The sequence below is a fragment of the Mesorhizobium sp. M0217 genome (assembly GCF_040321955.1).
Classification (GTDB): Bacteria; Pseudomonadota; Alphaproteobacteria; order Rhizobiales; family Rhizobiaceae; genus Mesorhizobium.
In genome coordinates, this window is record NZ_JAMYSN010000005.1 from 1 (window position 1) to 16,930 (window position 16,930).

Annotated in this window: 19 protein-coding genes and 1 pseudogene; 16 read left to right on the forward strand and 4 right to left on the reverse strand. The window is 61.3% G+C overall.

Features of this window, described 5'->3' with window-relative positions; translation table 11 throughout:
• From hemA to NKJ18_RS10895, 4 genes are all read left to right on the forward strand, one after another.
• Nucleotides 1–804, forward strand: an 804-nt coding sequence (gene hemA, locus NKJ18_RS10880; protein ID WP_352758216.1) for a 5-aminolevulinate synthase, incomplete at its 5' end; no start/stop codon positions are given.
• Nucleotides 805–904: 100 nt separating this feature from the next.
• Nucleotides 905–1,357: a DUF2267 domain-containing protein gene (locus tag NKJ18_RS10885; RefSeq protein WP_352758217.1), complete on the forward strand. Its 453-nt coding sequence runs from the start codon at nt 905–907 to the stop codon at nt 1,355–1,357.
• A gap of 3 nt (nt 1,358–1,360) precedes the next feature.
• Nucleotides 1,361–2,089, forward strand: a complete 729-nt coding sequence (locus NKJ18_RS10890; protein ID WP_023829805.1) for a phosphoribosyltransferase — start codon at nt 1,361–1,363, stop codon at nt 2,087–2,089.
• An 11-nt stretch (nt 2,090–2,100) separates the two neighbouring features.
• The gene (locus tag NKJ18_RS10895; RefSeq protein WP_023835096.1) at nt 2,101–2,547 is read left to right on the forward strand and encodes a pyridoxamine 5'-phosphate oxidase family protein; all 447 of its coding nucleotides are present in this window, start codon (nt 2,101–2,103) and stop codon (nt 2,545–2,547) included.
• A 71-nt stretch (nt 2,548–2,618) separates the two neighbouring features.
• Here the strand turns inward: NKJ18_RS10895 and NKJ18_RS10900 are convergent, their stop codons facing one another.
• Nucleotides 2,619–3,455, reverse strand: coding sequence for a universal stress protein (locus tag NKJ18_RS10900; protein WP_023835095.1), 837 nt, complete (start codon nt 3,453–3,455; stop codon nt 2,619–2,621).
• A 185-nt stretch (nt 3,456–3,640) separates the two neighbouring features.
• Between NKJ18_RS10900 and NKJ18_RS10905 the strand changes: the two genes are divergently transcribed.
• The 5 genes from NKJ18_RS10905 to NKJ18_RS10925 all read left to right on the forward strand — a co-directional run bounded on the left by NKJ18_RS10905 (nt 3,641) and on the right by NKJ18_RS10925 (nt 8,333).
• Nucleotides 3,641–5,494 (forward strand): heavy metal translocating P-type ATPase, encoded by a 1,854-nt coding sequence (locus NKJ18_RS10905; RefSeq protein WP_352534825.1) that lies wholly within the window; start codon nt 3,641–3,643, stop codon nt 5,492–5,494.
• Nucleotides 5,495–5,522: 28 nt separating this feature from the next.
• Nucleotides 5,523–5,972 carry a thioredoxin TrxC gene (gene trxC / locus NKJ18_RS10910; RefSeq protein WP_352519942.1) on the forward strand — a complete coding sequence of 150 codons (450 nt, stop codon included), beginning with the start codon at nt 5,523–5,525 and terminating at the stop codon, nt 5,970–5,972.
• A 13-nt stretch (nt 5,973–5,985) separates the two neighbouring features.
• Complete coding sequence (locus tag NKJ18_RS10915) at nt 5,986–7,239, forward strand: MgtC/SapB family protein (RefSeq protein ID WP_352758218.1); 1,254 nt, start codon at nt 5,986–5,988, stop codon at nt 7,237–7,239.
• 86 nt (nt 7,240–7,325) lie between these two features.
• Complete coding sequence (locus tag NKJ18_RS10920) at nt 7,326–7,712, forward strand: hypothetical protein (RefSeq protein WP_352519940.1); 387 nt, start codon at nt 7,326–7,328, stop codon at nt 7,710–7,712.
• Between the two features lie 30 nt (nt 7,713–7,742).
• Nucleotides 7,743–8,333, forward strand: coding sequence for an NAD(P)H-dependent oxidoreductase (locus tag NKJ18_RS10925; RefSeq protein ID WP_023829812.1), 591 nt, complete (start codon nt 7,743–7,745; stop codon nt 8,331–8,333).
• A gap of 180 nt (nt 8,334–8,513) precedes the next feature.
• On the opposite strand, the gene NKJ18_RS10930 is transcribed toward NKJ18_RS10925, so the two are convergent.
• Together NKJ18_RS10930 and NKJ18_RS10935 are read right to left on the reverse strand one after the other, a co-directional pair.
• On the reverse strand, nt 8,514–8,990 hold the full coding sequence (locus NKJ18_RS10930; RefSeq protein WP_031203498.1) for a plastocyanin/azurin family copper-binding protein: 477 nt from the start codon (nt 8,988–8,990) through the stop codon (nt 8,514–8,516).
• 441 nt (nt 8,991–9,431) lie between these two features.
• Nucleotides 9,432–9,661: pseudogene (locus NKJ18_RS10935) on the reverse strand (alcohol dehydrogenase); the annotation flags it as partial.
• Nucleotides 9,662–9,769: 108 nt separating this feature from the next.
• On the opposite strand from NKJ18_RS10935, the gene arcD reads away from it, so the two are divergent.
• From arcD to NKJ18_RS10965, 6 genes are all read left to right on the forward strand, one after another.
• Nucleotides 9,770–11,236 carry an arginine-ornithine antiporter gene (gene arcD, locus NKJ18_RS10940; protein ID WP_352534821.1) on the forward strand — a complete coding sequence of 489 codons (1,467 nt, stop codon included), beginning with the start codon at nt 9,770–9,772 and terminating at the stop codon, nt 11,234–11,236.
• A 13-nt stretch (nt 11,237–11,249) separates the two neighbouring features.
• The gene (locus tag NKJ18_RS10945) at nt 11,250–12,464 is read left to right on the forward strand and encodes an arginine deiminase (protein ID WP_023829815.1); all 1,215 of its coding nucleotides are present in this window, start codon (nt 11,250–11,252) and stop codon (nt 12,462–12,464) included.
• Nucleotides 12,465–12,480: 16 nt separating this feature from the next.
• Entirely contained in the window at nt 12,481–13,482 is a 1,002-nt protein-coding gene (gene argF / locus NKJ18_RS10950; RefSeq protein WP_352758219.1) for an ornithine carbamoyltransferase, read from the forward strand.
• Nucleotide 13,483: 1 nt separating this feature from the next.
• Complete coding sequence (gene arcC / locus NKJ18_RS10955; RefSeq protein WP_352758220.1) at nt 13,484–14,404, forward strand: carbamate kinase; 921 nt, start codon at nt 13,484–13,486, stop codon at nt 14,402–14,404.
• A 132-nt stretch (nt 14,405–14,536) separates the two neighbouring features.
• Nucleotides 14,537–15,427, forward strand: coding sequence for a putative universal stress family protein (locus NKJ18_RS10960; RefSeq protein ID WP_352519936.1), 891 nt, complete (start codon nt 14,537–14,539; stop codon nt 15,425–15,427).
• Between the two features lie 55 nt (nt 15,428–15,482).
• Entirely contained in the window at nt 15,483–15,659 is a 177-nt protein-coding gene (locus NKJ18_RS10965) for a hypothetical protein (RefSeq protein WP_023829819.1), read from the forward strand.
• A gap of 105 nt (nt 15,660–15,764) precedes the next feature.
• Here the strand turns inward: NKJ18_RS10965 and NKJ18_RS32995 are convergent, their stop codons facing one another.
• Nucleotides 15,765–16,013 (reverse strand): exopolysaccharide production repressor protein, encoded by a 249-nt coding sequence (locus NKJ18_RS32995; RefSeq protein WP_502906161.1) that lies wholly within the window; start codon nt 16,011–16,013, stop codon nt 15,765–15,767.
• A gap of 212 nt (nt 16,014–16,225) precedes the next feature.
• Between NKJ18_RS32995 and NKJ18_RS10970 the strand changes: the two genes are divergently transcribed.
• The gene (locus NKJ18_RS10970) at nt 16,226–16,873 is read left to right on the forward strand and encodes a helix-turn-helix domain-containing protein (protein ID WP_023829820.1); all 648 of its coding nucleotides are present in this window, start codon (nt 16,226–16,228) and stop codon (nt 16,871–16,873) included.
• Nucleotides 16,874–16,930 lie beyond the last annotated feature (57 nt).

A 16,930-nucleotide genomic window follows, 5' to 3' on the forward strand; every position in this document is an offset into this window, starting at 1 on the left:
CGCCACAACGACGTCGCGCATCTCGAAAGCCTGCTGCAGGTGGCGGGCCGCGAACGCGCCAAGCTGATCGTGTTCGAGAGCGTCTATTCGATGGATGGCGACATCGCGCCGATCAAGCAGATCGTCGAACTGGCCGAACGCTACAACGCCATGACCTATATTGACGAGGTCCATGCCGTCGGCATGTACGGACCGCGCGGCGGCGGCATCACCGAGCGCGAGGGGCTTGCCGACCGCATCGACATCATCGAAGGCACGCTGGCCAAGGCATTCGGCACGCTGGGCGGCTATATCGCCGGCAACAGCGCCGTCATCGACGCGGTGCGCTCCTATGCTCCGGGCTTCATCTTCACCACGGCGCTGCCGCCGGCCATCGCCGCCGCCGCCACCACGTCCATCCGCCACCTCAAGCGGTCGCAAGCCGAGCGCGATGCGCAACAGCGCCAGGCGTCGCGGACCAAGGAGGTTCTGTCTGCAGCTGGCCTGCCGGTGATGGAATCGCCGACGCACATCGTGCCAGTGCTGGTCGGTGACCCCGAACTCTGCAAGATGGCCAGCGACCGTCTGCTCGGCGTGCACGGCATCTACATCCAGCCGATCAACTATCCGACCGTGCCGCGCGGCACCGAGCGGCTGCGCATCACGCCGACGCCGTTCCATACCGATGCGCTGATTGCGGGACTTCAGGACGCGCTGGTCGAGACATGGGATGCGCTGGGCATTCCCTACGGCTCCGCCGGACGGCCCACTGTCGCCAAGAGCGACCGGATTGTGCCGCTGCTGGTGCCGAAGTCGGGCGGCTGAAGCCGCCGGCCGGGAAACCGATGCCTAGCCAGTCCAGCTTTCAGCTATTTGATCCCGCTCAATGCTGAGAGCGTCTCGATGCCTCACAATGAGCTTCAAATTGCTGAGGAGCTTCATCATGGGCCATAATTCTCACACATCCTTCGCTGACTTCACGCACGCTGCCCAGCAAGCCCAGCAATGGGTCAGGGAGCTTGCCGGCGATCTCTCCTGGAGCGAACCGAGCTCCTGCCGCCTCCTGCGATGCGTTCTGCACTCGGTGCGCGACTGGTTGTCTCAAGCGGAGATGGCTGATCTGTCAGCGCAGCTGCCTGTTCTGGTTCGTGGCATCTACTTCGAAGGCTGGAAGCCATCTGCGCCTGCGTGTGAACGCACGAAGCGCGACTTTATTCTCAGCGTCAGGAACAGTTTTGGCTACGATGACGAGATCGACTTCGACGTCGCCATCAACGCGGTATTCAAGCTCCTCGATCGTCACATTTCGCATGGTGAGATCGTCCAGGTCAGGAACTCGATGAAGAAGTCACTGCGCAACCTGTGGCCGGTGAATTGACCGATGTTTCGCGACCGCGAAGACGCTGGAGCGAAGCTCGGCCTGGAGCTCGGCAGGCTTCAATTGCATCACCCCATCATACTGGCCTTGCCGCGTGGCGGCGTGCCTGTCGCTGTGGAAGTGGCAAAGATCCTCAACGCTCCTCTTGATCTGCTTATCGTCTGCAAGGTCGGCGCCCCAGGTAATCCCGAGCTGGCTGTTGCAGCAATCGTCGATGGCGACCCCGGGGAGGTCGTGTTGAACCGGGAGATCGTCGAGGCCTATGCGCTCGATCGAGGCGAGCTACGCGTGTTGATTGCAAATGAGCGTCCAGAACTCGAACGCCGGCGCGCTGCCTATCGAGGGAAGACCAAACCGATCTCGATCGCGGGAAAGACCGCGATCATCGTCGATGACGGGGCCGCGACGGGTACAACCATGAAAATCGCGATCCGCGCCATCAAGCGCCGGTCACCGAGGGAAATCATCGTGGCAGTTCCTGTTTCGCCGCAAGAGACGGTCGCTGAACTGGCACGCGAAGCGGATCGTGTGGTTTGCCTAAGTCAACCAGGACAGTTCCGTGCCCTGAGCTACCATTACATCCGGTTTCCTCAGCTCTCGGACGGTGATGTCGTCGCTGCCATGGGCGAGGCTGTCCGGTCGCAAACCGACAGGCAACAACTCAGTGCGCAACACGCAGCCGGTTCGAAAGTCGCCACGAAATCAATGCCACGGAACAACCCAGAGACATAGGAGATCACCTCATGCTGGTCCGAACACTTTCTGCCTTGGAATGCACCAAGATTCTGACGGCCAATCGCGTTGGCCGCCTGGCATGCGCGAAGGACAGGCAGCCTTATGTCGTGCCCCTCTACTACGCCCATTCGGATGCTCATCTTTATGCGTTTTCCATGCCGGGCAAGAAGATCGAATGGATGCGAGTCAATCCGCTGGTGTCCCTCCAGGTCGACGAACATGGCCAGGGCCGAGGATGGAGAAGCGTGGTTGCCGATGGCCGGTACGAAGAACTGCCTGACCACATCGGCCACAAGCTTGAGCGGGACCATGCCTGGTCGTTGTTGAGCAAGCATACCGACTGGTGGGAACCTGGTGCACTCAAGCCCGTCACTCCTCCCACAGCCGACAGAGCACCGCACGTCTTCTTCCGGATCCTAGTCGAACAGGTGTCCGGCCGGGAAGCGAGCGAGTAGTCGTCCCATCGGATCTTGCGAGAATGCAAAGGGCCGGCGCAATCTGCGCCGGCTTTTCTCCTGTTGAACTGCTATCGCGCCATCAACACAGGCACTGACGAGCTCTCAAGCATCGACTTAGTCACCCCGCCAAAAATCCGCTCGCGCAGCCGGGAGTGTCCATAGGCGCCCATGACCAGGAGCTCGGCAGCCATGTCGCCGGCACGCTGGCGAAGCACGTCGGCGACCGAATGGTTCGCGCTCGGCAGTCGTTCGACAGTAACCTTCACGCCATGCCGGGCGAGATAGGCAGCGGCATCTGCCCCCGGCTCCGCACCGTGATGGAACTCGTCCTCGATCGGGTCGACCATAGCGAGGTGAACCTCTTCGGCGCCCTTCAACATATCGAGCGACTCGCGGACGGCGCGCGATGACTCAAGGCGGGCGTCCCAAGCGACCAGGATGCGTTTTGGTTTAAGGGTCGGGCGCGAGCCATCGGGAAAGAGCAGAATGGGCTTCCCCGACGAGAACAGCGTGCCCTCGATGACTTTGTCCTTCAGCGCATGGCTTGCCAGCAGATCTGGTCCCAGAATGGTCAGATCGGCGTAGCGGGCACGTCTGCCAACAACATCGTCCGCCCATCCCGTGTCGGGATAGTCGTCGCTCAGATCAGCCGATACCCCGGTTTTGGAGAGAAAGCCAGCGACGTCGGAAATTCTCTTCTTGAGCCTCTTGATCTCGGCCTGACGCTCCTCCAGCCAGGCCGGTGAGACGACAGCACCATATTCAACACCCGAGGGCGGTGCGGCCAGCTCGAGAACGAGCACGGAGAGATGGGCACCGATTTGTTCGCACAAGTCAGCGGCGAGCTTCAGATCGCCCTCCCCCTGGTTCGGTCCGGTAACCGTAAGCAGCGTCTTGAAAGTCACAGCAGCAACTCCTCAGTTCGAGTGAAGGTTCAGTTGATGCTGAAGCGTAAGCGAGAGGGGTTGGGGCGTTCATTGCGCTGAATCAAAGCGTTCTCCAGTTCTCGCGATTAGCTGTTGCCCGAGTTCGACGCGCCGGTCGGCGGTGGCTAAAATTGGCGAGCATCGACCAGATCGGAAGACATCGGATGAACGAGTCTACTCTACGACGCACATTGCTGGTCATCGCCATCCTGGGCCTCGCCATTGGTTTAGGGGTCTGGCGAACCAGGCTCGGCCCCTTTGAAGCCGACATGATCTGGACGGTGGCCACCTTGCCCGTGGTGGCAGCTCTCGCGATTTCCATTTTGCGTGATTTCTGGATCGGCCGCTTCGGCGTCGATGCGATTGCCTTGGTATCGATGTCCGCCGCGCTTCTGCTCGGACAACCCCTGGCGGCCGTGGTGGTGGCAATCATGTATGCCGGCGGCACGGTGCTTGAGGATTTTGCCCGCGGCCGCGCGGAACGCAACCTCAAGGCCTTGACCGACCGGTCACCGCGTGTCGCCCATCGAACGTCAAAGCTGGAGACCGAGACCATCTCCGTTGAAGACGTTGCCGTGGGCGACGAGCTATTGGTTCGGGCCGGCGAACTGCTTCCCGTCGATGGCATCCTGCTTGATGATTCGGCCTCTCTCGACGAGTCCGCCGTGAGCGGAGAACCGCTGCCGGAAAGGCGGACAGCGGGCGATATGCTCCGCAGCGGCACCATCAATGCGGGCGAGACCTTCAGGATGCGGGCCTCTGCTCAGTCCGAGCAGAGCACCTACGCAGCGATCGTTCGCATGGTTGCTGCAGCGCAGACCGTGAAAGCGCCTTTCATCCGCATGGCCGACCGCTTCGCGCTGCTCCTATTGCCAGCGACTCTGCTTGTCTCCGGTGGCGCCTGGTACATGTCTGGCGATCCGATTAGAGCATTGGCCGTGCTGGTCGTCGCGACGCCCTGTCCGCTTATCCTTGCTGCGCCCGTTGCCTTCATCGGCGGCGTGTCACGGGCGGCCCGCAGCTGCGTTCTGATGAAAGGCAGCGCGGCTCTGGAGGCGCTTGCACAAGTCCGGACCGCAATCTTCGACAAGACGGGGACCTTGACCATCGGCGGAGCTGAGCTCATCGAAATCGAAGTGGCGACCGGTCGCGACCCCGACAATCTGCTGCGGCTACTCGCGTCTTTGGAACAGGCCTCGCACCATGTGCTCGCCGACTCAATTATCCGGGCGGCGCGTGGCAAGCAGTTGACGCTTTCGCATCCGCGTGATGTCCACGAGCGTCGCGGTGCGGGCCTGAAGGGCCGGGTCGACAACATCTCGGTCACCGCGGGGTCGCGGGATCTCGTGCTCGCCGACAAGCCGCTGCCCGGCTGGGCGAAAAGCGGCGAGGAGAAATACCGGGAAGAGCCGGTGCTCAGGGTTTTTGTAGCACTAGGCGGACGGCTTGCCGGTGTTTTCACGTTGGGCGACGCCCTGCGTGTTGATGCGCGTGATGCACTCGGCAAGCTGCGCTCCGCTGGCATTGGGCGCATGATCATGCTCACAGGTGACGACGCCGTGGCTGCCAAGCGCATTTCCGCGTTGCTCAACCTCGACGCCATAGTCGCCGATGCGACCCCTGCCGATAAGGTCGCGACGGTCGAAGCCGAGAAGTCCGTGGCACCGACGATGATGGTCGGCGACGGCATCAACGATGCCCCTGCCCTTGCGGCCGCAACGGTCGGTATTGCCATGGGCGCACGTGGTGCGACCGCCTCCTCCGAGGCGGCTGACGTCATCGTACTGACCGACAGGCTGCAGCCGGTCGCCGATGCAGTTCGGATTGCACGGCGAACGCGATCGATCGCCTTGCAAAGCATCATTGCCGGGCTGGCGCTGTCGGGGCTGGCAATGATCGCGGCGGCCATGGGGCAGATTACCCCGGTTGCCGGAGCGCTGCTGCAGGAAGGGATTGACGTGGCGGTCATCCTGAACGCGCTGCGCAGCCTTGGCGATGGCCATCGGTGGCGCGCATAGTGGACGAACAGTTGATCGGTGAATTGCCATGGCACAGCAGAATCTGGTGGTTTGCAGCAAATGCGGTGGGGTCAACCGCCTGCCACTAGGCCGCAATGCCATGGAGGCGAAATGCGGAAAGTGCGGGAACAGGCTTTTTTCGGGACATCCCGAAGATGTCGATGCCGCGATCTTCGATAATCAGATCGGGCGCAGCAGCCTTCCAGTTGTCGTCGACGTCTGGGCACCATGGTGCGGCCCCTGCAAGATGATGGCTCCGGCTTATGAGGCGGCAGCAAATGAACTTGAGCCGCATGTCCGCCTGATCAAACTCAATTCCGACAATGAGCAGGCCGTTGCGGCGAAGTTTGGCATTCGAGCCATCCCGACCATGATCCTCTTTCATGGCGGACGCGAGATTGCGCGCACATCCGGCGCAATGACGGCAGGCCAGATCGTCAGGTGGGTTCGCGACCGCCTGCCGACGGTTGCCGCCTGAACGTCGCCGGCCAATGGATCCGCTCATCGCCCGGCTCGGACTTGCCCTCGCAATAGGTCTGCTTGTCGGCTTGGAGCGTGGCTGGCAGGAGCGGGATGCACCCGCTCGCACTCGCACAGCCGGCATCCGGACATTCGGCATATCCGGCCTGCTTGGCGGCGTGCTCGCCGCACTCGCCAACGCACTCGGCGCAGTATCCGTACTGGTCGGCGGTTTCATCGCCTTTGCGGCAATCTTCGCTTGGTACAAGGCGCGTGAGGCTGCCCATGACGAGGATTTCAGCGTCACCAGCGTGATCGCTGGCCTTGGCGTTTTTGCGCTTGGTGCGCTTTCGGTCGCCGGCGATTATCGGGCTGCCGCTGCCGGTGGGGCGGCACTGGCGGCAATCCTGGCCAGCCGAGAAGTCCTGCACGGCCTTCTGAAGCGCCTGACATGGGTCGAACTGCGCTCGGCGCTGATCCTGGCGGTGATGACGGCAATCATCTTGCCCCTGCTGCCAAACCGGACAATGGACCCATGGGGCGGTTTCAATCCCTGGGAGGTCTGGTTCCTGACGGTGCTGATGGCCTCGATTTCGTTCGCCGGCTACGTGGCTGTTCGCATACTGGGCAACACGCGTGGTCTGCTGGTCAGTTCGCTCACCGGTGCAATCGTCTCTTCCACAGCGGTGACCTTGGCGCTTGCCCGCAATGCCGCATCGGCAAGCAATCCGCTACCGCTCGCCGGGGCGGCATCCCTGGCTGCAATGGTTTCAGTGCTCCGCGTATGCGCCGTGGTTCTGATCGTCGAGCCAAGCGTGCTCGCATCGGTCGCCATTCCGGCGATTGCCGCGGCGCTCGCCTTCGCTGTCTGCGGCGCGTTGCTGCTGTCTCGCGACAGCGGGAACGGTGAAGGCAGCGCGATCGCGCGCAATCCATTCGAACTGGGCCCGTTGCTGCTCTTCGCCTTGCTCTTCGCCATCGTCGCGACCGCGAGTGCGGGGCTGGCCGCTCAATTCGGTGGGCGCGGTTTGCTGGCGAGCTCGGCGCTGGCCGGCGCATTCGATGCCGATGTTTCGGTGCTTGGCGCGCTGCGCCTGGTCAAGCATTCCGTCTCCGTCGAGACCGTGGGCCAGGCCGTGCTCGCGGCACTGGCGGCAAACGCCATTGGTCGCCTGTCGCTTGCGGTATTTGCCGGGCCGGTCAGGTTCTGGTTGCCAATGGCCGTCGCAACTCTCATCGCCGTCACCCTTGGTATCTGCGCCCTTTTGTTGCTTGCTCCTGGATAGAAGCGTTGTTCTCGATCCATCTTTGATGCGGATCAATGGCCAGGCCCTGACACCGTTCTATGGGACTCCATGAAAAGGAGTTCGCAATGACCAATCAAAAAGATCTCACCCCGAAATTCCGCCATGTCCGGCTGTTGCTCGCGCGCGAGAAAGGCCATCCGGAAGGGAACCGCGAGGAGGGCTATGACGTGCTGGCTCCATTGACCGGCGAAGGGCGGATCGATGCGGAAGAGTGGAAATCGCACAGCGCCTCCTGCCGTGTTCGCCGGTTTCGCACTGGCGAGCAGGATCTGATCGGCCGGCTGAGGCGCAAGCCCGGCGGACAGTGGTATTTCGACTACGCGGAAGGCGACCGCGATGACGAAATCGGCTTCCATCTCGGCGACGAACGGTTCGTGACCGGTGAATATGTGTCGATCGAGCGCAACGGCGCCATGCACACCTACCAGGTAGCAAGGGTCGAGCGGCCCTGACAGCAACGCCAAGCTCCCTGGGAGAAGACCATGTCACGACGCATCCTGATTGTGGTCGGCCATCCCGACCCATCCCCCGACCGGCTCTGCCGCGGTCTTGCCAACGCCTATGCCGAGGGCGCGGAAAGGGCGGGGCACGCCGTCCGACGGGTCGATCTGGCAGCACTCGACTTTCCGATGCTACGCACGATGCAGGAGTTTGAGCACGGTGCTGTGCCCGACAGCCTCAAGGACGCCGCCCAATCGATCGTTTGGGCCGAGCACATTGTCTTTGTCTTCCCGCTATGGCTCGGAACCATGCCGGCCATGCTCAAGGCATTCCTGGAACAGGTGATGCGGCCGGGAACGGCTTTTGCCTACCCGGACAAGGGCGGTGGATTCACCAAGACGCTGCTTCGCGGCCGTTCTGCGCGCGTCGTGGTTACGATGGGCATGCCTTCCGTTGTTTACCGGCTATGGTTCCTCGGACACGGCATCGCGGGCATGAAACGAAGCATTCTGCGTTTTGTCGGCATCAGTCCTGTGCACGAGACCTTGTTCGGCATGGTCGCTGGCGGCAACGATGCGACCCGTGCGAAATGGATCGGACAAATGCGCACGCTTGGTGAGCGTGGGCTTTAGCTGGTAACCCAGAAGCCGGGACAGCGGTTCAAAGGCATCTTTTGCCGGAGCCACAAACAAGCCAGAGCTTATGCGGCCGCCAACCGGAAATCGCGCGAGTTTTGGATGACGCGGGGATACGCATGCGAAATGAGAAACCCGCCACACCTTGGCGCGACGGGCGTCTCATCAAGGCGCGCCTTACTTGACCAGGATTGTCGCCCACATTCCGTTCATAAAGTGGCCCGGAATATTGCAAAAGACGGCATAGCTGCCGGGCTTGAGGTCGAGCGTCAGAGATCCGGTCTTGCCCGGATCAAGTTCGGAAACCTCGCCAAGATGGCCCGCCGCATCCTCGTTGACACGATTTTCATTCGGCACATATGGCAGGGTTGTCTTCTTGGCATCGGCGATCGGCACGACGATCATCTCGTGGACTGTATCCTTGGAGGTATTCTGGACTTGAAAGGTCACCTTGCCTGCGGGTACGAAGGTCTTGTCCAGCTTGACCCTCATGGTTGCCATGCTCATGTTGGCCGGCATGCCCATGCCCATTTTTGCATCGGCGTTCACCACCCCTTCCTTGTCCCATAGCTTGACGTTCACGGTCGTGTTGGCGAAGGCGGGTGCCGAGGCTGTTAATAGAACGAGGACCAGTCCGGTCTTGAAAGGCTTCATGTCTAAATGCTCCTGATCGCTCGCGGCGACCCCGTGAGCGCTGTTTTTGGAATCATTCCCGGTCGCCGCACCCGGCTAGAACAGCCAAGCTGACAACACGCTGACAGCGGATACAAACGGCGACCAAGATGCGATGGACCTTCACCCGAAGCGCTGCGTGTTTCACGGACTTATGGATCGACCGTGAACTCCGTCCACATGCCCGCGCGTAGTGACCTGTCACGTTAGAGACAAGGAGGTATTTTCCAGCCTAGATCGACGGTCGGCGTGCCTGACTTGCCGGGCCGAGTTCTGATACATCGCCATGTCGCCAGCTTATCTTCATCCACCCGATTTTCGGACTAAACATATACGGAAGCGGCTTGCCGGGATCGGCAAGGTACATCACGATCTTTCATGGACGGTGGGAGAACCGGCCAGATAATCCTCGTAGATTGTCAATCACGGTACCAGGACAGCCGCGCCGCTCAATCTCCCTTGCCTCAGATCGTCCAACGCCCGATTTGCCTGTTCCAGCGGATAGGCTTTGGTATGAGTGCGAGCCCGCGCACTCTTCGCAACGGGAAAGAACTCTTCCGCGTCGTGGCGCGTCAGGTTTCTACCGATATTAGTTCCCGCTCTTCCCAGAGCAATTCGTAGGACATCGCTGGGATGTCACTCATGCGTGGACCCTCAACTTCACCTTTGGAAATCAAACTTTCATTTGACCCGCATCAAAGCTGCCGGCTCGTTCTTCCTATTCATTGCCTCCCATCAGAGCCTCAATCTGGGAGAGCATCATGACTACGGCTGATTTCAACATCCCTGTTCCGAAAGTCGCGACAGCGGCGCCAACGAAACTTCGACTGGGTTCCCTGACCGCATTGGTCATCGGTTCCATGGTCGGCTCCGGCGTGTTCAGCCTGCCGCAGAACATGGCAGCCGGTGCCGGTCCTCTCGCCATCCTGATTGGCTGGGCCATCACTGCGGTTGGCATGCTGGCGCTGGTCTTCGTCTATCAGTCGCTTGCCACCCGCAAGCCGGAGCTCGACGCCGGGCCCTACGCCTACGCCAAGGCCGGCTTCGGCCCCTTCATCGGTTTCAACAGCGCCTGGGGTTACTGGATCAGCGCCTGGGTCGGCAACGTTTCCTACGCTGTGATCGTGTTCAGCGCCCTGTCCTATTTCTTTCCCGCCTTCGGCGATGGAAACACCTGGCAGGCGGTGCTCGGCGCGTCGATCCTGCTGTGGCTGATCCACATGCTGGTTCTCGCCGGCATCCGGCAAGCGGCGATCATCAACCTCATTGTGACGGTGGCGAAGATCGCTCCGATCGTGCTGTTCGTCGGGGTTGTTGCCGTCGCCTTCAAACTTCAGGTCTGGTCTCTCGACTTCACCGGTCTCGGCAACGCCAGTCTCGGCTCGATCACCGCGCAGGTGAAAAGCACGATGCTGGTGACCCTGTGGGTCTTCATCGGCATCGAAGGAGCCAGCGTCTTTTCCGGTCGCGCCGAGCGCCGCAAGGACATCGCCACGGCGACCGTTCTCGGCTTCTTCACTTGTCTCGCGCTCTACGCCCTGGTGTCGCTGCTGTCGCTTGGCATCCTGAACCAACCCGAACTCGCTGCGTTGAAGAACCCATCGATGGCCGGTGTCCTGGAGGCGATTGTCGGCCCTTGGGGCGCCATCCTGATCAACATCGCGCTGGTCGTGTCCGTGATCGGCGCCTTCCTGAGCTGGACACTGCTCGCCGCCGAAATACCGCATGTCGCCGCCAAGGACGGGACGATGCCAAAATTCTTCGGCCGCGAAAGCGACCGCGGCGTGCCGTCGATCTCGCTTCTGATCACCAACCTGCTCGTGCAAGCCTTCCTGGTGATCACCCTTTTCGCGCAGAGCACGTACCAGGCGCTGTTCTACATCGCGTCGGCCGCAATCCTGGTTCCTTACATCTTTTCCGGCGCTTACGCGGCCAAGCTCGCGCTGATGGGAGAGAGCTACGCGAGTGGCGAGCAGCGCGTCGGTCCGCTATTTGCTGGGTTGCTGGCAACGGTCTACGGGCTGTGGCTCGTCTACGCTGCGGGCCCTGCATACCTGTTCATGTGTGCGATCCTCTATGCGCCCGGCATCATTTTCTACATTTGGGCTCGCCGGGAAACCAATCAACGCGTGTTCCATCCTGTTGAAGCAGCTCTCGCCGCAGCCCTGGTCGCAGTCGCCCTCCTCGCCGTCTACGAGATGTGGACCGGCGCTGTCAGCGCGCTGTGAAGGGGTCGGCACGATGACAAGCCTGGGTGTTCACTCCGAAGTTGGCCGTCTGCGTGAAGTGATGGTTCATCGTCCCGATCTCAGCCTGCGCAGGCTGACACCGGAAAATTGCAAGGCGCTGCTCTTCGACGACGTGTTGTGGGTCAAGCGGGCCCGCCAGGAACACGATGTCTTCGTCGATGCGTTGCGCGAACGCGGTGTGTTGGTGCATTCCTTCGGGGAACTCCTGGCTCAGACGATGAGCCTGACCAAAGCCCGCGACTGGCTTCTCGACCGCCGGGTTCATCCCGGCGTCGTCGGGCTTGACATGGTCGACGAGCTGCGCGGATGGCTCAACGAGATGCCGTCAGAGCAATTGTCATCTTACCTTGTCGGGGGCATTGCCCGCGCCGAGCTTTCTTTCGAACCCAAAGGCCTGACGGGAAGGACGCTCGCCCCCCAGGATTTCGTGCTGCCGCCGCTACCGAACCAGCTTTTCACCCGCGACAGTTCCTGCTGGATCTACGGGTCGGTGTCGGTCAATTCCATGTACTGGCCGGCCAGACGTCCGGAAGCTGCCAATGTCGAAGCCGTCTATCGTTTCCATCCCCACTTTCGCGACAGTGGCATTCCATTCGTGTCGCCAGACTTGGGAACCGGCACCAGCCTGGAAGGCGGCGACGTCATGCCGATCGGGGGTGGAACGGTTCTCGTCGGTATGGGGGAGCGCACCACCCCGCAAGCCGTCGGCGGCCTTGCGCGCAGCCTGTTCGCGGCGGGTGAAGCGACGCGTGTGATTGCCGCGCTAATGCCACGGGACCGCAGCTTTATGCATCTCGATACCGTATTCACCTTCTGCGATCGCGACCTTGTCACATTGTATCCGCCGGTGGTTGACCGGCTGCGTACCTTCTCGCTGCGGCCGGGCGATGGAGCGGCGGCAGTCGAGGTCACCGATGAGACGAAACCGTTCACGACGGTGGTTGCCGAAGCCCTTGGCCTGAATTCGCTGCGGATCATCGCCACCGGCGGCGACCGCTACGAGACCGAGCGCGAGCAATGGGATGACGGCAACAATGTCGTGGCAATCGAGCCCGGCGTAGTCATCGGCTACGACCGCAACGTCTACACCAACACGCTTCTGCGCCGTGCCGGAATTGAAGTGATCACGGTCGAAGGCGCCGAGCTTAGTCGCGGCCGCGGCGGCGGTCACTGCATGACCTGCCCGATTGCCCGCGACCCGATTTGACCCGAAAGGAAATACGATGTCGATCAATCTTCACGGCCGCTCCGTCCTGACCCTCGATGACCTCACCGCCGAAGAAATCCGCTTTCTTCTCAAGCTGGCCGCAGACCTCAAGGCGGCCAAGCTGGCCGGACACGAGATCCCGGGTCTTGTCAGAAAGAACATCGCTCTGATCTTCGAGAAGGATTCGACACGCACACGGACGGGGTTCGAAGTGGCGGCCTATGACCAGGGCGCTCACGTAACCTACTTTGGCCCTACCGGCAGCCATATCGGCCACAAGGAATCCATGAAGGACACCGCTCGCGTCCTCGGCCGCATGTATGACGCGATCGAGTTTCGCGGCTTTGGCCAGCACCAGGCCGAAGTGCTGGCTACATATGCCGGCGTGCCGGTCTACAACGGCCTCACCGACGAGGCGCATCCGACGCAGATCCTCGCCGACCTCATGACCATGCGTGAATTCACGCACAAGCATCTTTCGGACATGACCGTCACCTTTGTTGGCGAGGGCCGGGACAATGTCGCACGGTCGCTGGCGTTGGGGGCAGCGAAGGTCGGCATCGACATGCGCATCGCCTCGCCAAAGGAACTCTGGCCGGATGAGGAATTCTGCGCTCATGTCCGCGACCTGGCGGAGCGCAGCGGTGGCCGCTTCCGACTCGACGAGGACGTGACGGGGTGCGTCCAGGAGGCTGATTTCATCTACACTGATGTCTGGATGTCGATGGGCGAGGACAAATCCGGCTGGACCGAACGTATCCGCCTTTTGACGCCCTACCGGGTTACGAGCGAAGTGATGGCCGCCGCCCGCAACCCCCACGTCAAATTCATGCATTGCCTGCCGGCATTTCACGACACCGAGACCGAGATCGGCGCCTTCGTAGCGAAGGAATACGGCATGGACTGCATGGAGGTCACCGACGAGGTGTTCGAGTCGGCCGCGTCGGTCGTCTTCGATCAGGCCGAAAATCGGATGCACACGATCAAGGCTCTGCTCGTGGCAACGATCGGCAACTGAGATGCTTATTGTCGTTGCACTCGGCGGAAACGCACTGCTGCGTCGTGGAGAACCGATGACGGCCGGCAACCAGCGCGCCAACATCGTACGCGCTGCGTCCGTGCTGGCCAAACTCGTCAGCGAAGGGCATTCGATTGTCGTCACGCACGGCAACGGTCCGCAGGTGGGACTTCTGGCCCTGCAGGCAGCTGCAACCTCGGATGGCCGCACATTTCCACTCGACGTGATTGGCGCCGAAAGCGCAGGGATGATCGGCTACGTCATTGAGCAGGAACTCGGCAACCTCCTCAAAGAGAGGCTGTTTGCGACCCTGCTGACACAGGTGAAGGTCGATCCACACGATCCCGCTTTCGCTCACCCGACGAAGCCTATCGGCCCGGTCTACGATGAGGCAACCGCAACCAGGCTTGCCAGCGAGCGCGACTGGCAGATAGCACCCGATGGCGACAAATGGCGCCGCGTCGTGCCGTCGCCCAGGCCGCTGGAGATCCTGGAAGCTGCAGTGATCTCGTTCCTGGTCGAGCGCGGCGTGATCGTCATCTGCGCCGGTGGCGGTGGTGTTCCAGTGATAGCCCGCGACGACGGCAGTCTTTTCGGCGTGGAAGCAGTTATCGACAAGGATCTGGCAAGCTCACTGCTCGCCCGCCAATTGAAAGCCGACATGCTGCTCCTGTTGACCGATGTCGACGCCGTCTATGTCGATTACGGAACGGCGACTGCTCGGGCGCTCCGGCGCGTGGATCCGAAGGAGGTGTCGGGGTGGAATTTTCCCGCCGGCTCCATGGGACCGAAAGTCAGCGCTGCGGCGGAGTTCGCTGAAGCAATGGGCAAACCTGCCGCTATCGGCAAGCTCGATGACGCCGTCGAAATTGTCAGGGGCGAACGCGGTACCTGGTTCAAAGCCAGTTGGAGCGTGGATTGATGCGTTTCAAGGCCGCTTGAACGCCTAGTGCCATGAGCGGTGCCGGCATCAGGCTTCGCTTCGGACCATCCCGGCGGTGCGACGGGTCCATGACGATGTAGCCTGAGGGACTGGCAAGATGTGCAGGCTTTGATGCGCATCAAGGCGGAAGGTCGCACCTCGGGCGATCCTGCAATAAAGCTCATCGGAGGAACGACAATGACCTTCAACACCATCATGGTCCAACTCGATGTCGATTCCCCGGCAGTGCCGCGAACGACCTACGCGCTGGAGTTGGCGCGACGCTTCGAGGCTACGCTGATCGGTTTTGCGGCGGCTGATGCATATGTGTTTGTTCCTGGTGACGATGGCGACACGGCGGCGGCTGAAATTATGCGGCAGCGCCGGAACGGGATCGAGGATCGCCTGAAGATCCTGAAGGAAGAATTCCTGAGTGTCGTTGTCGGACACGATGCCTCCTGGCGCGAGGAGGTCGGCGATCCAACATGTATGCTGGCGATGCATGCGCGCGCAGCCGACCTCATCGTGACCGGGGCTCCCGCACGAGGAGTTCCGAGCGACCGTCACCGGATGGTCGATGTCGGAACGTTGGTACTGTCGGCCGGGCGGCCCGTGTTGCTTGCGGCTGACAAGGTTGCGCCGCCTAAGTCCGAAAATGTTCTGGTGGCTTGGAAGGATACCCGCGAGGCGAGGCGCGCGGTCACCGATGCGATGCCCTTTTTGACCGGTGCACAACATGTCCTTGTGGCGACGATCGAGGAACAGAACCTGAGAAACGCACGCGAAAGCGTCGGGGACGTCATCCGGTTCCTGATGAGACATGGCGTCGAGGCAAGATCGGAGGTTTTGGACGTCGGCCAAGCGGACGCTTGCGAAGCCGTGTCCGAAGTCGCCCGGGCGATGGGTGCAGATATTGTGGTCGCGGGCGGCTATGGCCACAGTCGTATCCGCGAATGGGCTTTTGGCGGCATGACCCGCTCCTTGCTGAAGCAAGGGGCGATTAACCGGCTGCTCTCGAACTGACCCACTGGGAGCAGGGATACGCAGAGTCGAGGCGAATGCGAGCGGGAGACCAATGATGGCAAAGAGAACGGACAAGGTCGAGGTTGGCATGGATCTGGCCGCGAGGTGCCGCGTTACCGAAACTTGGCAAGACGATCTGGGGGACCGGTGGGCCACGGTTCTGATCGAGGGCCACGACATCCCGGTCACACTCAAGGTAGTCCACTTTTACCCGTTCGATGACGGCAACTAGCGCGTGACCAGGGCATATGGCGGCGCGACTGTGGGACCTGATCTCTTGAAGCCGCGGCTGGATTTGGGAAGGCCGTTGGCGGATGAGTCACACGGTCTGGCGGCTCTAAGAGTGCATGCCGTCGCGGCGGAATGGCTTAACGTGGCTTGGCGGTGCCGAATTTGCTGCAGCGTCTGCAGTCGTGCGTTTGTAAACAAGGCGTATGACAAAGGCGAAGTATGCGACCTGCAGAACTACAAGGTCGATAATCGCCCAGCCTACCGCGGTCCAGATTGACCCGGTTGCCGCGTAAGCCCACAGACACACAATACCCGAGGTCAAAAACATTCCGAGCAGGAATTGCGCAAGATACATCGCGGTCCACCCAGCCGTTCGACGAAGGATTTCGAAACGACTCTATTGCTGTCGCCCAAAGCGAACGAGGTCTTAAGCGACCGGCGCGCCTGGCCACTTGATGTGGATCAACAATCCGCGCGACTAGGTAGTTTCCCGTAGGGATATAACCGAATTTCGCGACCCGCGGATTCGCGCGATTGCTGTGTCACGGAACAACCGGGAAAACAGCCATGCACGCTTACACCGCTTCCAGAATTTCATTGCCGACGCATTCTGCTCAGCCGAGCCTGCCAGCGGTCTTTGGCTCGGAACCGCAACTGCCCGTCAACTTCTTTCCCGCCGGTTCGGAGATTTATGCTCAAGGTGAGAAGGCCGGCGCTCTCTATCAGGTCGAATTCGGCGCCGTGCGCATCTACCGCCTGCTCGCGGATGGCCGCCGGCAGATCAGCGCCTTCCACCTCGCCGGAGAGACTTTCGGCTTCGAAGCCGACACGAAGCATCATTTCTTCGCCGAGGCTATCAACGCCACCGGGGTACGCGCCTTCCGCATCGGCACTGGAGCGGACATGTCCCATCAGCTGTTGCCCCTGGCGCTCAAGGGCCTGACGAGGGCGCAGGAGCACCTCCTGGTGCTTGGCCGCCAGAACGCTATCGAACGCGTAGCCGCTTTCCTCGTGGATATGGCGGAGCGGCAGGGCGGCTTGCGGCAGGTTGAGTTGCCAATGTCGCGTATGGACATCGGCGACTATCTCGGCCTCACCATCGAGACCGTATCGCGGGTGTTCACCCGGCTGAAAGACAAGGGCGTCATCCGGCTGCTCAACCTGCGCAGCATTGAAATTGTCAAACACGACGCGCTCCATTGCATGAGCGAATGAAGCGCCTGCCTGCGCAAGAGACGACAATGACGCCGCAAACCGGCCTCAGTTCAAGGA

Bases quoted from the DNA above. Each gene is read 5' to 3' on its own strand.
- NKJ18_RS10890 (WP_023829805.1), top strand. From the start codon at position 1,361: ATGTTTCGCGACCGCGAAGACGCTGGAGCGAAGCTCGGCCTGGAGCTC.
- NKJ18_RS10895 (WP_023835096.1), top strand. From the start codon at position 2,101: ATGCTGGTCCGAACACTTTCTGCCTTGGAATGCACCAAGATTCTGACG.
- NKJ18_RS10905 (WP_352534825.1), top strand. From the start codon at position 3,641: ATGAACGAGTCTACTCTACGACGCACATTGCTGGTCATCGCCATCCTG.
- trxC (WP_352519942.1), top strand. From the start codon at position 5,523: ATGGCACAGCAGAATCTGGTGGTTTGCAGCAAATGCGGTGGGGTCAAC.
- NKJ18_RS10915 (WP_352758218.1), top strand. From the start codon at position 5,986: ATGGATCCGCTCATCGCCCGGCTCGGACTTGCCCTCGCAATAGGTCTG.
- NKJ18_RS10920 (WP_352519940.1), top strand. From the start codon at position 7,326: ATGACCAATCAAAAAGATCTCACCCCGAAATTCCGCCATGTCCGGCTG.
- NKJ18_RS10925 (WP_023829812.1), top strand. From the start codon at position 7,743: ATGTCACGACGCATCCTGATTGTGGTCGGCCATCCCGACCCATCCCCC.
- NKJ18_RS10930 (WP_031203498.1), bottom strand. From the start codon at position 8,990: ATGAAGCCTTTCAAGACCGGACTGGTCCTCGTTCTATTAACAGCCTCG.
- arcD (WP_352534821.1), top strand. From the start codon at position 9,770: ATGACTACGGCTGATTTCAACATCCCTGTTCCGAAAGTCGCGACAGCG.
- NKJ18_RS10945 (WP_023829815.1), top strand. From the start codon at position 11,250: ATGACAAGCCTGGGTGTTCACTCCGAAGTTGGCCGTCTGCGTGAAGTG.
- argF (WP_352758219.1), top strand. From the start codon at position 12,481: ATGTCGATCAATCTTCACGGCCGCTCCGTCCTGACCCTCGATGACCTC.
- arcC (WP_352758220.1), top strand. From the start codon at position 13,484: ATGCTTATTGTCGTTGCACTCGGCGGAAACGCACTGCTGCGTCGTGGA.
- NKJ18_RS10960 (WP_352519936.1), top strand. From the start codon at position 14,537: ATGCGCATCAAGGCGGAAGGTCGCACCTCGGGCGATCCTGCAATAAAG.
- NKJ18_RS10965 (WP_023829819.1), top strand. From the start codon at position 15,483: ATGGCAAAGAGAACGGACAAGGTCGAGGTTGGCATGGATCTGGCCGCG.
- NKJ18_RS32995 (WP_502906161.1), bottom strand. From the start codon at position 16,013: ATGTATCTTGCGCAATTCCTGCTCGGAATGTTTTTGACCTCGGGTATT.
- NKJ18_RS10970 (WP_023829820.1), top strand. From the start codon at position 16,226: ATGCACGCTTACACCGCTTCCAGAATTTCATTGCCGACGCATTCTGCT.